At 57.7% G+C, this 14,891-nt stretch carries 12 protein-coding genes and 1 pseudogene; 10 read left to right on the top strand and 3 right to left on the bottom strand.

Annotation, left to right across the window (positions count from 1 at the left end; genetic code table 11):
* Positions 1–21 precede the first annotated feature (21 nt).
* From P9228_RS22775 to P9228_RS22765, 3 genes and pseudogenes are all read right to left on the bottom strand, one after another.
* On the bottom strand, positions 22–702 hold the full coding sequence (locus P9228_RS22775) for an aspartate/glutamate racemase family protein (protein ID WP_278055777.1): 681 nt from the start codon (positions 700–702) through the stop codon (positions 22–24).
* 30 nt (positions 703–732) lie between these two features.
* Positions 733–2,097: pseudogene (locus tag P9228_RS22770) on the bottom strand (NAD-dependent succinate-semialdehyde dehydrogenase); the annotation flags it as partial.
* A gap of 116 nt (positions 2,098–2,213) precedes the next feature.
* Positions 2,214–2,624, bottom strand: coding sequence for a hypothetical protein (locus P9228_RS22765; protein ID WP_278055774.1), 411 nt, complete (start codon positions 2,622–2,624; stop codon positions 2,214–2,216).
* Between the two features lie 169 nt (positions 2,625–2,793).
* Here P9228_RS22765 and P9228_RS22760 point away from each other — a divergent pair, with 169 nt between their 5' ends.
* From P9228_RS22760 to P9228_RS22715, 10 genes are all read left to right on the top strand, one after another.
* Positions 2,794–3,291: a type II 3-dehydroquinate dehydratase gene (locus P9228_RS22760; protein WP_278055773.1), complete on the top strand. Its 498-nt coding sequence runs from the start codon at positions 2,794–2,796 to the stop codon at positions 3,289–3,291.
* A gap of 23 nt (positions 3,292–3,314) precedes the next feature.
* Positions 3,315–3,812: a type II 3-dehydroquinate dehydratase gene (locus P9228_RS22755; RefSeq protein ID WP_278055771.1), complete on the top strand. Its 498-nt coding sequence runs from the start codon at positions 3,315–3,317 to the stop codon at positions 3,810–3,812.
* Entirely contained in the window at positions 3,809–5,068 is a 1,260-nt protein-coding gene (locus P9228_RS22750) for an FAD-binding oxidoreductase (RefSeq protein WP_278055770.1), read from the top strand. Before P9228_RS22755 ends, P9228_RS22750 begins: the two co-directional genes overlap by 4 nt.
* 225 nt (positions 5,069–5,293) lie before the next feature.
* Positions 5,294–5,644 (top strand): RidA family protein, encoded by a 351-nt coding sequence (locus tag P9228_RS22745; protein ID WP_278055768.1) that lies wholly within the window; start codon positions 5,294–5,296, stop codon positions 5,642–5,644.
* Between the two features lie 143 nt (positions 5,645–5,787).
* Positions 5,788–6,663, top strand: a complete 876-nt coding sequence (locus P9228_RS22740) for a xanthine dehydrogenase family protein subunit M (RefSeq protein WP_278055767.1) — start codon at positions 5,788–5,790, stop codon at positions 6,661–6,663.
* The gene (locus tag P9228_RS22735; RefSeq protein WP_278055765.1) at positions 6,660–7,151 is read left to right on the top strand and encodes a (2Fe-2S)-binding protein; all 492 of its coding nucleotides are present in this window, start codon (positions 6,660–6,662) and stop codon (positions 7,149–7,151) included. The genes P9228_RS22740 and P9228_RS22735 overlap by 4 nt, the downstream gene beginning before the upstream one ends.
* The gene (locus P9228_RS22730) at positions 7,067–9,400 is read left to right on the top strand and encodes a xanthine dehydrogenase family protein molybdopterin-binding subunit (protein ID WP_347404320.1); all 2,334 of its coding nucleotides are present in this window, start codon (positions 7,067–7,069) and stop codon (positions 9,398–9,400) included. Before P9228_RS22735 ends, P9228_RS22730 begins: the two co-directional genes overlap by 85 nt.
* 239 nt (positions 9,401–9,639) lie before the next feature.
* Positions 9,640–10,818 (top strand): ArgE/DapE family deacylase, encoded by a 1,179-nt coding sequence (locus P9228_RS22725; protein WP_278055762.1) that lies wholly within the window; start codon positions 9,640–9,642, stop codon positions 10,816–10,818.
* Between the two features lie 31 nt (positions 10,819–10,849).
* Complete coding sequence (locus tag P9228_RS22720) at positions 10,850–11,968, top strand: branched-chain amino acid ABC transporter substrate-binding protein (RefSeq protein WP_278055761.1); 1,119 nt, start codon at positions 10,850–10,852, stop codon at positions 11,966–11,968.
* A gap of 606 nt (positions 11,969–12,574) precedes the next feature.
* Positions 12,575–14,548: an FAD-dependent oxidoreductase gene (locus P9228_RS22715; protein WP_278055760.1), complete on the top strand. Its 1,974-nt coding sequence runs from the start codon at positions 12,575–12,577 to the stop codon at positions 14,546–14,548.
* The last annotated feature ends 343 nt before the right edge of the window (positions 14,549–14,891 follow it).

Genomic DNA, 14,891 nt, shown 5'->3' with positions numbered 1-14,891 from the left:
GAACCGAGGCCATCTGGCGGCTCAATGGATCGTGAGCAGCCGTCGAATAGAGGCAATCACTGCACTGTTGCTGGTCACCACAGGCACTTTGAATTCGCGTTCCAACAGTGGTTTGGCCTCCAGGGCGCGAAAATTCGTGCACGATACCAACAACAAATCGAAGTCAACTCCCGTCAAATTCTTACGGGTGAATTCGACGATCTCTTTTGGTGTCGGCTCACAAAGCTTGACATTGTCGCTGATCCCCATGCCCGCGGCGGCTACTACGCGGCGATTGGCCGACTCTGCGGCGCGAGCCACCGAAGTTGTAAGGTCCTCCACATAGGGCGTGATGACGGCTAGGCGTTGTCCCGGTGTTGCATCCAGCTCTTGGCCGACCGCCGTGAGAACGCCAAGCGCCGGCGCATTGGCGATCCCGCCAAGCTTGTCGCAGACTTCTGCGTCATAGGCTGCTCCGAACAGCGACCCGGCCGATGTGCATCCAAACACCACGAGATCCGGGTTGAGGGTGCCAAGGTCTCGAGCTGCCTCCGGAGCGTATGTCTCCACCATGGCAATTTCGGCGGACCTTGTGGTCTCGACCATATACATGCGAGCCGTGTGCACGCTGCATCGGCCGCCCAATTCGCGGTTGAAGTCGACCTCCATCACAGTATTCGATGAGGGCACCATTAACCCGACACGAGGCATGCGGTCTTTCATTCTTCAGTCCGATCCAGGCAAAGGCCTCTTCTAGGTTTCCAAACAGAGATATTTCAATTCGAGGTACTCGTTGATGCCGTATCTGGAACCCTCGCGGCCAACTCCTGATTGCTTTACGCCCCCGAATGGGGCTTGGGCGGTCGAAATGGCAGCGGTATTGATTCCGACCATTCCGAATTCGAGAGCCTCGGCAAACTTCCAGGCGCGGCTTAGGTCGCGCGTATAGAAGTAGGCAGCGAGCCCATATTCAGAATCGTTGGCCCGGTCGATGACCTCCTCGACGGTGTCAAACGCGAAAAGCGGTGCGACAGGGCCAAACGTTTCCTCTCGGGCGACCTTCATATCGTGTGAAACGTCCGTCAGCACGGTCGGCTCGAAGAACTGACCTCCACGTGCATGGCGGCGGCCTCCCAACCGGACCTTCGCACCGTGCTGCATGGCGTCTTGGATATGCTCCTCAACCTTCGCCAGGGCCTGCGGGCTGATCAAGGGGCCGATTTGAGTGTCTCCGGACAAGCCATTGCCGACATTCAATTCGGCAACCGCCTGGCACAACTTGTCCGCAAAGGCGTCGAGCACATTTTTCTGTACGTAAATTCTATTCGCGCACACGCACGTTTGGCCGGCATTGCGAAACTTGGCGATAATTGCGCCTGCCACCGCCTTATCGAGATCGGCGTCGTCAAAGACGACGAATGGCGCATTCCCGCCCAATTCGAGACTCAGCCTTTTGATATCGCCCGCCGCTTGCCGCATCAGCAGGGAGCCAACGCGGGTCGAGCCGGTAAAGGACAGCTTCCGCACTTTCGTATTGCTGCACAACTCCAGGCCTATGCCTGCCGCATCGGTGCTTGGGAGGATATGAAAGATCTCCGAGGGGATACCGGCTCGCTCCGCCAGCACGCCCATTGCAAGCGCTGACAATGGCGTTAGCTCTGACGGCCGCGCGACAATGCTGCAACCCGCGGCCAGCGCAGGCGCCGCCTTGCGAGCGATCATGGCGGAGGGAAAATTCCAAGGCGTAATCAGCGCGGCTACGCCGACAGGTTGCTTGAGAACGAAAATCCGCTTGCTTTGCCCATGCGCGGGGATGACGTCTCCATAAACGCGCCGTCCCTCTTCGGCAAACCACTCGATATAGCTTGCGGCGTAGGTGATTTCCGCGCGCGCCTCTGTCAATGGCTTGCCCATCTCCGACGTCAAGATGACGCTGAGATCTTCGATGTTCTCGAGCATCAGCCGCGACCAGCGAAGCATGATCGAACATCGTTCGTCAGCGGTTCTCGCAGCCCATTCCGAGCGAGCGGCATACGCAATATCGATGGCTTCGCGAGAACGGGCGACATTGAAATCGGAGACACACATTATGGCCGTTCCGGTCGCGGGATCTCTGACGGCGAAACATGCTCCGAGCGTGTCCTGTCGACCGGGCTCGGCAGCGTGCGGACCCAACAGGGAAGGATCTTTTAGAGAAATCATGGGCGGAAATGTCTCGAATGCTGTCGGTGTCGTCAGCTGGTAAGCCAGACGATGAACTGAAGAAACACGACAAGCACAGCCAGGGTTGCGATGATTTTCGCCAGGCCTTCGGCGAAATCAACGCGGCGAATTTTCAGGGCTTCCAGTTGCCGGGCTTGCGTGCGCAGCATTGACGCGTCGTCGAATTCATATTCGACGATCTCGTCATCATAGACGAGTACGAGAGAGGTTCCCTCTACGCCCCAATAGAAACAGTTGAGACCGTCGGTACCCCGTTGCCGCACTGGAATATTCTTGAAGCGACGCACCGGTCGATGCTCGAACGGAACCCGTTGACAATCGATCGGAGTCTGCGCGGCGCGTCGCGCCAAGGTAGCGGCTATCGCAAAAAAATCCTTCAATTCGGCTCCCACTGCGTCGAAATCGCGAGCACCATTTGTCATGCCATTCAGAGGAGTAAGGTCGAAAAATATTGTCTGACACTCTTAATGTATGTCAGATGGCTTGTCAATTTTGGTGGTGTCGCCTAATATCGAGACGATTTGCGGACGCTGCGCCTGGGAAAAAAGGCTACCGCGCTTGATGAGCTAACGGAAGGAGATGAAGGTGCGATTGTCTGATCTCAGAAAGGGCAATACCAAGTGGCATATCGTCGTACTCGGCGGCCCTGGCGTCCGAGCCACCCTGGGCGATATGGGTGAATTCGAGAAAGCGCTTGAAGAGTGGGCGTCGCAGCTTGGAATTGAGATTGAGCATTTCCAGTCAAATCACGAAGGCAGATTGCTGGAGTTTGTCCATTCCAGTCGAGATCGGGCAAGCGCCTATCTGGTGAATCCGGGCGGGCTCGTCAGAGTCGGCGAATCGCTTCGCCATACGTTGAAGGATGCGAAGAAGCCCTGCGTCGAAGTCCATCTCGACAATGGGGAGCTACGCCAGCAGTCGATTTTCGCTCCGAGCGTGTTGACGATCTTTTCTGGGCTTGGGCGTTCCAGCTATGTCGGCGCTATGACGGCACTGGTGCTCGCGCTCGACGATGTCGACTTCCTGCATCCGGAAGGGACTGGTCCTCTCAATCGCTCCCACGGCGCGCCGCGGTCGCTTTATACTTGATTGCCGATTGGAGGGCCAAAGTCATGACTGCACAAGAAATTTCGCATTCGCCGCAATTGACGCACCCAATCCGGGTTGGCTTGCTGAACGGGCTCAACATGACGAGCCTGGGCCGACGCGACAAAAACATCTACGGAACGATCGGCTCGCTGCAAGAACTTGAAGATGTCGTGCGTGATCTCGGTCTGAAACTCGGTGTCGAGGTTGTCCCCTATCACTCGAATCACGAGGGCGACCTCGTGGACTTCATCGAGGCGCAGACCGACATTGATGCCTTCCTGATCAACCCGGGCGGGTTGTGGGCGTTTGGCGAGCCCACGAAGCTGGCGCTACATCAGTCCCGCAAACCCTTTGTGGAAGTTCACTTCGCCAATATCTACGCAACCGGTCACGACTCGGTCTTTACATCGGTAGCCACTGGCACGGTGATGGGGTTCAGGCATTTTGGCTACCTTGGCGCACTGGTCGCTCTGGTCGAGGAGTTGAAGGCCGGTCGGCTGGCGAAAGACGAGGCGTCATGATGCCCAAGCCTGACGTCCTCGTTGTCGGTTGCGGCGCAGTTGGATTGAGCGTCGCGTACAATCTCGCGATAAGAGGAATGCGGGTGCTTGCCGTCGATCGCGTGGGACCTGGTGCCCAGACGTCGGCGAGAGCGGCGGGTCAGTCGGTCATCGCTCAGACCGACCCGGCGATGGGCGAGCTCATGCACCGTAGCATCGACATCATTACAGGTTTTGAAAAGAGCGCTGGAGTTGCTTTCAAATACCATCAGGTTGGCAGCATTCGGTATGCGCTTGCCGATTGGTCGGCGGCGCAACTGAAGCGTGAAGTCGAGCGGGCAAGCCTGCTTGGCGCTGATGTTTCGATGATTGCGCTCGACGATGCGCAACGGATCGCTCCGCATACCAATGCCGATGCCGCCTTGGCTGCCTGGCACGCCCCGAATGACCTCTATTTCCGCCCACCCGATATGCTGGCGGCGTTCTATTTGGCGGCCAAAAAGGCAGGCGTGGAATTCCAGTTCGGCGAGGACGTCGCTGACATCGTAATCGACGCTGGCAAGGTCGTTGGCGTTGTGACGCGAACTGGCAAGGTCGACGCCGGCGCCGTGGTGATAACAGCAGGGCCTTGGACGAAGGAGCTTCTGGCGCGAACCGGCGCGATCTTGCCGGCACTGTACGTACGCCACCAGTATTCAATTCGCTCCGGCGTTCCCGGCATTCATCCCGGTTTGCCGTCTGTTCGCATAGTGGACCACGCGGTTTATGCGCGACCCGAAGGCGTCAATTTGATGTTTGGGACGTATGAGCCGCATCCGCTCGAATTCAAAGCCGTTCCCAAAAGCGCGGAAGATGTCCCGCTCGATGGTGCGGCGATAGAGACCGCACTGCAAAAGGTCAGCGCAGTGTTTCGCGGGCTCGCAGACGCCAGCGTCGTCGAACTGCGCGGAGGTGTCACGACCATGACGCCAGATGGTAGTTACCTGATCGACGAGGTCGCAGACGCGAGCGGTCTCTATTTCGCTACCGGCTGCAACGTGATGGGTCTGTCCTGCGCTCCAGCTCTGGGCGAGGAACTGGCCTCATGGCTGGCTACCGGGCAGAGACCAGAGGTCTTGGAAGGCTTCTCGATCAGACGATTCGCGGATCAGGACTTGTCGTCGGATGAAATCCGGCAGAAGGCCCTGGCGGAATACGAGAGCATATATCGCGACGCTGAAACTGCGGGGTATGTCAGGGGCTACGGTGCCCCAGCGAGCGGCACGCACGCTGGATAATCGGATTCACGTCGAATTTAACGGCTGTCGGGGGTTTGAGACCAACAAGCTAGGTCTGCGGAAACACCAGTAGTCTCGTGCAATCCTGGTTTTGTCCGGAAGGCTGATCTGCGGGGTGCGAGGGGCGCAAATGCATGTCGCAGGCAGCGCTCATTTTGCCAGTAGTTCAAAACAGAACAAATGCGCGCATGCAGTCCGGCATGCGGATTTCTTAGAGGGTAAGACATGAACGTAAAGCGTCTCGAGGCCAATCACAGACTTTCCCAGGCGGCCGTGTTCGGCAACACCGTCTATCTGACGGGTCAAGTGGGCTCGGAGGCGGACACCCTTGGGGAACAGACGCGCTCCGTGCTGGCCTCGATCGACCGGTTGCTTGCGCTTGCCGGGACCGACAAATCAAACGTGATCCAAGCCACGATCTGGTTGGCGGATCGCAATGATTTCCCCGGCATGAACACCGTGTGGGACGAATGGGTCGATAAATCCAATCCGCCCGTACGTTCGACCGCGCAGGTCGATTTGCTCGTTCCCGGACAGAAGGTCGAGATCACCGTCGTTGCTGCGCTGCCCCAGTAGTTACGGTGCTCGAAACGCGTCGCTATCGTGGAGTGCCGCCGGGAAGTGGCTCTTTAAGGTTTGCGTTGCCACGTGAGAGCATTTCTCCCGGGGATCGAGCAGGTAGCTACCAAAGTGACGCGCGTACTGGATGAGTTTGCTCAATGTCGAATTTGACGTCAGTGCCATATGCGAAACCGAAACTCGTTTCTGAGGCGCTAGCCTTGATCGCCAACGAGAAAGCATGCGTCCTCGCAGGAGGTACAGACCTCGTCGTGATGCGCGCTCAGTCTGTCGTCAGTGCCGATAGCCTGGTTGATATCAAGGGGATTGAAGCCCTTACCGATGTCAACGTCGGGGGGCGTGGGATCAGCATCGGCGCGTGCACAAGCCTTGATACGCTTTCCTACCACAAGGGCCTTGGCCTGAACGCAATCAGTGACGGCGCGAGTGTTGTTGGTGGTTGGCAAACCCGTTGTCGCGCGACGATAGGCGGCAATATTTGTCGAGCCTCTCCGGCAGCGGATACGCTGTGCGGCTTGTTGGTCCTCGGGTGCGAACTTGAGGTTGCCTCCTTGGGTGGCGAGCGGTCGATTTCAGCAGACGCCTTCTTCAAGGGGCCGGGCAGAACCGCAATGCGTCCAGGCGAACTGCTTACCCGCATTGTGATTCCATTCGACGGCGGTGGGTCGGCCTACCGTCGCTTCACCTATCGCAATTCGATGGACCTGTCAGTTGCAGGGGTGGCGATCTTCCTGCAATTGAACGGAGACCGATGCACGCATGCACGGGTTGCCGTCGGGGCATGTGGTCCGACGCCCTTGCTCGTGCCGGAGGCGGCCAGCGAACTGATAGGCTCGACAGTAGACAGTGGCGCCGTCGCGGCCGCGGCCGCTGCTGTCGTTGCCGCCGCCAGACCTATCGATGATGTGCGTGGCAGCCGCAAGCACCGGCTGCACGTTTTGCGTCCCCTGGTCGTTTCCGTCGCGGCAGAAGCTCTAAGCAGGGCTCGCCAATGGAACAAGGACAGCTCCTCATGACAGCGGCAATAAATGTCGACATCAACGGCGAACAGCGGTGCTTGCAAGCCGACGCGGATACCCTCTTGATCGACGTGATCCGTTACGCCTTTGGATTAACCGGAACCAAGCTTGGCTGCGGCACCGGCGACTGCGGTGCCTGCACCGTTCTTCTGGATGGACGGCCGGTGAATTCTTGTCTGGTCTACGCCCTTGAATGCGAGGGCGCCCGCATCGAAACGATTGAGGGCGTGGTCGCTACACCTGCCGGTCGACTTATCGTCGAGGAAATGATCGATACCGATGCAGCGCAGTGCGGTTTCTGTACGCCAGGCATTGTCGTCACGGCTTGCGCTCTTGCGAAGCAATCATGTGGTCGGGACGTGACTGAATCTCAGATCGCAACTGCGCTGGCCGGCAATCTGTGCCGTTGCACGGGCTATCTGCCCATACGACAGGCGCTGCAAGCCGCCCTGGCGAAACTGGCGAACGGAGGGGAACAGCTGTGAACCTTCTCGGGACCAAATTCCTTCGCCGGGACGCCAGGGAACGGATCACTGGTGCCATAAAGTACACTGAAGATATTTCCGTGCCGGACATGCTCTACGCTGTTCTGGTGCGGTCGCCAGTGGCGGCCGGAACCATAAGGCAAATCAGCGTCGATGCCGCGCGAGGAATGGATGGCGTGGTTTGCGTCCTGACCGCTGAAGATCTGCCCGATCGGACGTACGGTAACTACTTGCACGATCAGCCGGTGCTTGCCAGGCATGTCGTACGTTTTGTGGGCGAACCACTAGCAATGATCGCCGCCACGAGTTTGAGCGCAGCTCGCCGGGCATCAAGGCTTGTCGAGGTACAGATTGATCCGCTGCCGTTCGTTGTGGATCTTGCCGCGGCTGTGGAGCCACAAGCACCTCTCGTCCATGGAATTGCTAAGAACGTACTCGACACCGCCCGCATCGTAAGGGGCGATGTGGACGCCACATTTCAACTGGCGCACAAAATTGTCACGACGCGGGTCGAAACCCATCGCGTGCATCAGGGCTATCTCGAGCCGCGGGGAGTGACTGCCATGCCCTGCGCAGACGGACTGTCACTCATCATGAGCACCCAGCAGCCGTTTGGCGTGCGTATGGTGCTTAGCGAGTTGTTTGATATACCGATCGGCAAAATCGAAATCCGGGTTCCCGCAGTAGGCGGAGGATTTGGAGGTAAGCTGCATGTCGGCTACGCGCCGCACGCGTCGGCGCTGGCCCTTGCAACAGGTCGCCCAGTGCAACTGATTTGCGAGCGGGGCGAAGATATGCGCAACGGCAGCCCTCGCGAGAATTCGATCGTGGAAATCTCGAGCGCGGTCGATCCCGATGGCCATCTGCTTGGAAGGAAATGTAGCATTCTCCTGGATTCGGGCGCCTATGCGCTTGATATCCAGGCATTGAATTCTATGGCTGCCTTCTACGCTACCGGGCCCTACCACATCGAAAATATCGATCTATCGTCGCGAGCCGTCTACACCAATACTTGTCCAACCGGCTCATTTCGTGGACCCACCGGACCGCAGCTCGTCTATGCCGGCGAGGCACATCTCGATGAGATTGCCCAAATACTAGGCCTTGATCCCGTCGAGGTCCGCCGCCGCAACTTCATTAGGAAGGGGCAGCGAGGTCCAGGTGGCGAACTGATGTCGGACGTGAGTATCGAACAATGCATGGACCTGGCGCTGGAACGCCTACGAGCATTCCGTTCAGAGGAGCGGCCTGCCGGAGACATCCGGCGACGCGGCTACGGCTTTGCCTGTACATGGTGGTCGTCACTGGGAACGCCGTCATCGGCGGTCGTGCAAGTGCATGACGATGGAAGCGCAACTGTGTCATCAGGCGGTACCGAGATTGGTACAAGTGTGATCTCTACGACGTTGCCGGCGATGGTTTCCGAGGTGCTGGGAATCGACCCTGAGCGAGTGGCACTGAACAATGGCAGTACCCGCGACGCCCCGTTCGAATCCGGCTCCAGAGGAAGTCGGACGCTTTTTTCTACCGGCAATGCGACGCTGCGTGCCCTGGAAGAAGTCGTTGGCCAGATCAAGGATGAGGCATCAGAGATGCTGGGCGTCCCGCCCGAGAACCTGGTTCTGCGCGAAGGCAGGGTTGAGGGTGTCGGCCAGTCAAACGCATCGCTGCCGTTGGCCGACGTGGTGTCGTCGGCCAGGATGCGGTCTGGCCCGGTCGTAGCATCCGCGCGTTATCGGGAAAGGCCTTCCGAGATCGAGGGTTCGCAGTTGGAGAACGCGCGCTTCGCTCGACTGGGGGAGGCGACGTTCCATTGTCATGCCGTTGAAATAGCCTTGGACGACGAGACCGGACGAATAGAGGTGCTCCGCTATGTTGCCGTCCATGACGTCGGGCGCATCCTCAATCCGCTCGCTGCCCGTGGACAGGTCGAGGGCGGTGTCGTCCAGGGTATAGGCTATGCGCTTTATGAGAACCTGGAAATCGACAAGGACGGCGCAGTCCGCAACGACAATTTCCACGATTACCGCATGCCGACCATCGCTGACGTTCCGAAGTCAATCGAAACCATATTCATCGAGACAAACGAGAGCGCCACTGGGCCTTTCGGGGCAAAGGGAATCGGTGAGCCTCCCGTGATCATACCCGCCGCAGCCATCGGGTCGGCACTGCGTGATATTCTGGGACGACAGCCTATGCGCCTTCCCTTCGATGCGGGATATATCGCGGAGTTCCTTGATCATCCCTAGCTGGGTCCGTATGCGGCGGCTTTTTCCGGCGCATGGTCAACAGCAGCAAGAACCTTATCGAGCACAGTTCGCCTCTTGCCAGCCCGGCCGCCCAATCCAGCCGCCTGGCCTGATCGATGTTCGTTGGGATTGAGGGCTCTGACTATTGACAAAATGTCTGACACTCATAATGTCATCAAAACAGTTTCGATGCAGAGCTTGGATTAACACCCTAGGCCGTTGCGGGAGGAGAGCCGCTGATGGCGATCGGCTGCCAGACAGTTCCGGTAGACGAGCCCGTTCTTGACGATCCGGTCGAGCTGTTGAAACAGCTGATCGCCATCAACTCCGTCAATCCTGACCTGGTCGTTGAAGGAGAGGGTGAGGCAAAGATCGCGGCCTTCTGTGCCGATTGGCTATCGGCGCGCGGGTTTGAGGTTCACCGGGTTGAGGAGCGTCCAGGACGGCCTTCGATTGTCGGTATCGCGCGCGGGTCAGGCGGCGGCCGGTCGCTTATGTTCAACGGACATATCGATACGGTCTCGATCTCAGGCTATGATGGAGATGCGCTAACCCCGGTTGTTCGCGATGACCGGCTCTTCGGTCGTGGCTCCTTTGATATGAAAGGCGGAGTTGCCGCAATGATGGTTGCGGCGGTGCGCGCGAAGGCGAGCGGCCTGCGGGGGGATATCCTCGTGGCCTGTGTCGCCGATGAGGAATTTGCCTCTTTCGGCACGGAACAAGTCGTTGCCAAGTTTACGGCAGACGCGGCCATTGTCACCGAGCCCAGCCATTTGGAGCTCACCGTTGCGCATCGTGGTTTCACGTGGTGCTACGTGACAGTCTACGGTCGCGCGGCCCACGGCTCACGCCCGGATTTGGGCATCGACGCAATCGCCAAGGCCGGAAAATTCCTATCCGCACTAGAGGACTACGATAAGCGCCTTCGAGCAGCACCCACGCACCCAACTCTGAAATCCGGATCCGTGCACGCCTCGTTGATCGAGGGTGGAAAAGAAATCTCCAGCTACCCGGCTGAGTGCCGCATGTCCCTGGAGCGTCGCACGATTCCTGGCGAGACCGCGGCTTCGGTGACGACCGAGCTCCAGCAGATACTGGACAATCTTGCATCGATCGATCCCGATTTTCGCGCCGCATTGACCGTTGGCCTCGACCGTCCTCCCTTCGCGGTAGCTGAGGCGGAACCAGTCGTGGTTACGCTCGATCGTGCCGCAACACGCGTGATGGGCGAAAAGCCAATCCGTCGAGGTGAGCCCTTCTGGACAGATTGCGCCATTCTACAAGCTGCCGGCATCCCCAGCGTGATGTTTGGAGCGGCTGGAGGCGGTGCGCATGCGCCGACCGAATGGGTTGATATCAAGTCTGTCGAACGTCTTTGCGATATTCTTACAGATACTGCCGTCGAGTTCTGCGAATAACGAAACTACACTAACGAAAAGGGGAACGAAAATGAAAAAATCTCTATTGGTGGCGGTAGCCATGGCTACGGTTTTCGGATTTGGCAGTAGTGCCTGGGCAGATGTGCTTATGGGGGTTGCCGGTCCCATTACTGGTCCGGGAGCGGCTTTCGGCGCGCAATTGCAAAGAGGCGCCAAGCAAGCCGTCGATGACATCAATGCGTCGGGCGGAATGAACGGCGAGAAAATCACCCTCGAAATTGGTGATGACGTAGCTGACCCCAAGCAGGGCATCTCTGTGGCGAACAAGTTTGTTGCCGACGGCATTAAGTTCGTAGTCGGCCATTACAATTCCGGCGTTTCAATTCCCGCTTCGGATGTCTATGCGGAAAACGGGATTCTCCAGGTCAGTCCGTCCTCAATCAACCCGGATCTTACTGACCGGGGCCTCTGGAATGTATTTCGTACGTGCGGCCGTGCGGATCAGCAGGGAGCGGTTGCCAGCTCCTATCTGTTGAAACACTTCAAGGATGCAAAGATTGCCTTTGTCCACAATAAGACGCCTGTCGGACAAGGGATGGTCGATGCAGTGAGAAAACAGATAAATGCCGGTGGATTGCAAGACGTCGCCTACGAAGGAATCAACGTCGGGGACAAGGATTTCTCGGCACTTGTTTCCAAGCTCAAGCAGGATGGCGTTTCGCTTGTCTACTATGGCGGCGATCATACCGAAGCCGCTTTGATAACTCGACAAATGGCTGATCAAGGTATGAAGGCGAACCTGATGGCGGGAGACGCTATCGCCACCGACGAGTTCGCCGCCATTGTCGGCGACGCCGCCGACGGCACGCTAATGACTTTTCCGCCGGATCCGCGCCAAAATCCAGCTGCATCCGGAATCGTCAAGAAATTTCGTGAATCAGGGTTCGAGCCGGAATCCTACACCCTTTACTCATATGCGGCTGTTCAGGTGATTGCGGCAGCTGCCAACGCGGCCGGCACGAACGATCCAGCAAAAGTGGCGGAGGCAATCAAAGCCAAGGGTGCCTTCAAGACTGTAATTGGCGATCTCAGCTACGATTCAAAGGGCGACATAACGAGAGCCGACTATATCGTCTACAAGTGGAAGAAGGGTGACGATGGGAAGTACACATATTTCCCAACCGAGTAGTAGGGTCGAGACCCACGGAGCTATGGCCGCCTATTCAAGGCGGCCAACTCCACGGATGCACAGCCGTCGCTCAGGAGAAATTTACCAGAGTTTCCTTTAATGCCGTGTGATTTCGCAAAGCCGGTCTCTAGTAATGTTAGCGATAAGAATATCAGCACGAATTGCACAGTGAATTTGACCATATTTGTTTTATTTATGTTAAATATAGTAATAATTTATAGGATCAATATGATGAACATCGCTACGAGAAGTTCGATAGGAAACTACAGAGACTGCGCTGTTCATGGTCATTTGATGATCCCGATGTTCTAGCCCGAGTTTTTCTTCAGGAAGCCGCAGTCCACAACAGCCGAGCGCTCCGAGCTAATGTTTCAAACGACTGCAAAGTACTCCCGGCAAACGGTCTCCTTGCGTTGCGAACACACCGTTTGTCACTGACATCGCCGTGAGAAAATTGAAGGATCATGGCTTCAAACAGGACGCAACAAGCACGAGGAGTGCGATTGACTTAGATTAAGATTGTCTTACAATCGTGCCCGTTGGGCGGCACCCTCCCATCCGACAGCCAGTCCGGCTCGCAGTCCCGAAAACTCGAAGAGACCAGCAGTGAACGATTTCTTCCCGAACCTTTTCGCCCCAATTCGCATCGGCAGCTATACGGTCAAAAACCGTATCATGAATACGGGCCATGCTGCACACTATCAGCAGGGCGACGGCACGCCGAGCCAAGCCTATGCGGACTATGTTCGCGAGCGCGCGAAGGGGGGCGCCGGGATCATCGTCGCCGGTCATACTGTACCGGTTTACGATGGCCAACTCTCACTCTCTCTTACCAACTATTCCGACTCAAGTTCAGATGCATTCAAACGGATGGCGGATGCATCCCACGACTACGACGTTCCGATCCTGGCACAGCTTGGCCACCGGGGCCGCCGCCTCATGGACGGTGGTGCGTATCACGGCCGCGCGATCGTTGCGCCGTCTGCTGTGCCAACACCCGACTATTCCGTGCCAATGATCATGCCACACGTTCTAGACACCGGGGAGGTGGAGGAGATCGTTGCGTCCTTTGGTGCCGCCGCGGGTCGCCTCCGTAAGGTCGGGTACGACGGCATCGAACTCGCTGTTGGAATGGACTACCTTGCCGCCAATTTCCTTCATCCCAACGGTAATCGCCGTTCAGACAAATATGGTGGTCATACGCTCCTCGAGCGTATGACGTTCCTGCGCGAAGTTCTGAACGTCCTGCGTGCAGAGATGGGCCCTGACCGGATCGTCGGAATCAGGATGTATGACGATCTGGCCGAGTTCAGTCTGCAACTCGCGGACTACGTTGAGTTGGCGAAACTCCTCGAAGCGGAAGGTCTCGTCGACTATTTCAACATGTGGCACGCGGTGACCTCCATACCGCGTCAGGGCCGCATGCATTGGCCAAGCCACTACTACGAGCCCGGTGCATTCGTGCACCTGCCTGCGGCAATCAAAGCCGCCGTCGCGCTGCCGGTTGTTGGTGCCGGGCGTATGGATTCTCCTGGCATTGCCGAGCGAACCCTTGCCGATGGCAAGGCCGATATCATCGGCATGGCGAAAACCCTTATCGCGGATCCTCATTTCCCGAACAAAGCGAAGGCGGGCAGGGTAGACGACATCCGCACCTGCATAGGCTGCACGCAGGCTTGCGTCGGTCACGTCGATATTGGACTGGGGGTTGGGTGCATTTATAACCCCGTAACCGGCCGGGAGGGCATTTGGAGCGAACTCCCGCCCGCCGCAACTCCACGAAAGGTGGTCATCGTCGGTGGTGGGCCCGCTGGAATGGAAGCAGCCCGCATCGCGGCCACTCGCGGCCACCGGGTGGTTTTGTTCGACAGGGGTTCTCGACTCGGCGGCCAAGTCAATTTGGTGATGAAAGCCCCGAAGCGCGACAGCTTCGAAGAAATCATCTTGTGGTTCGAGCGCCAACTGCCAAAGCTCGGCGTGGACATTCGTCTTAGAACAGAGGTTACCCTAGATACAATTCTTGGCGAGGAGCCGGACGAAGTTGTCGTCGCAACAGGCTCGAAGCCCTATTTACCCGAGATCGAAGGCGCCGGATTGCCTCATGTCTTTACGACACGCGACGCCATGGCAAATCAGGCGGTTCTTGGAAAGCGTCTGGCCATATTCGATCTGGTTGGTCGCGGCGAGGCCGTCAGTGTTGCCGATTTTCTGGCTGAGCGGGGGCACGAGATCACATTCATCACTGGCCTCGAGACCATTGCGCCACACATGCCGTCCCCGACGCGCCACCATCAACTGGAAAGGCTGATGAACTTCCCGAACGTACGCCTTCTGACGCATACCGCCCCTTGGGAGATAACGGACGACGGCGTAGAGGTATACAATGTGGTCACGTGGCAGCCGGATTCCATCAAGAACGTGGATTCCGTTATTATTGGCGCCGGCGGTGCCGCCGATGATGCGCTGGCCCAGCCGCTTCGGGACAAACAAGTCGCCGTGCGTCTGATCGGAGACTGTTTCCAGCCAAGAGATATCGAACTTGCGATCATTGACGGACATCGGGCCGGACGTGAAATCTAGATGTCGTGCGTTCGGAATTTAGATCGACAGTCCCGTCCTTGGATATGCGCAAGTCGTCTTGGAGACCCGAGCTGAGCTCCAGGAGCCTGTTTATCAGCGGTGTTCAGGTGATCGAGCCGGGTGAGCCTACTTCACCCGACTCGCATGCATAGCGACACTGCCAATTCGATGGTGCGTTTAGCTCGCAAGAGCGGAAACCGGCACTGAGATGACAGTGCGGCGGTTGCGATGCTGGTTTTCTTTGTGGCGTCTCACAGGCCAAGACCAGTTCGAGCCTGTCGGGCAAGAGCCACATCTCCGGGATTCCGGCGCCCCGAGGTGTTGGTCAATCTGAGCGTAGAAA

It is taken from the genome of Mesorhizobium sp. WSM4898 (assembly GCF_029625845.1).
In the GTDB taxonomy this organism is placed as follows: domain Bacteria; phylum Pseudomonadota; class Alphaproteobacteria; order Rhizobiales; family Rhizobiaceae; genus Mesorhizobium.
Note: the sequence above shows the minus strand (reverse complement) of the source record. Positions and strands in the feature narration are given on the sequence as shown.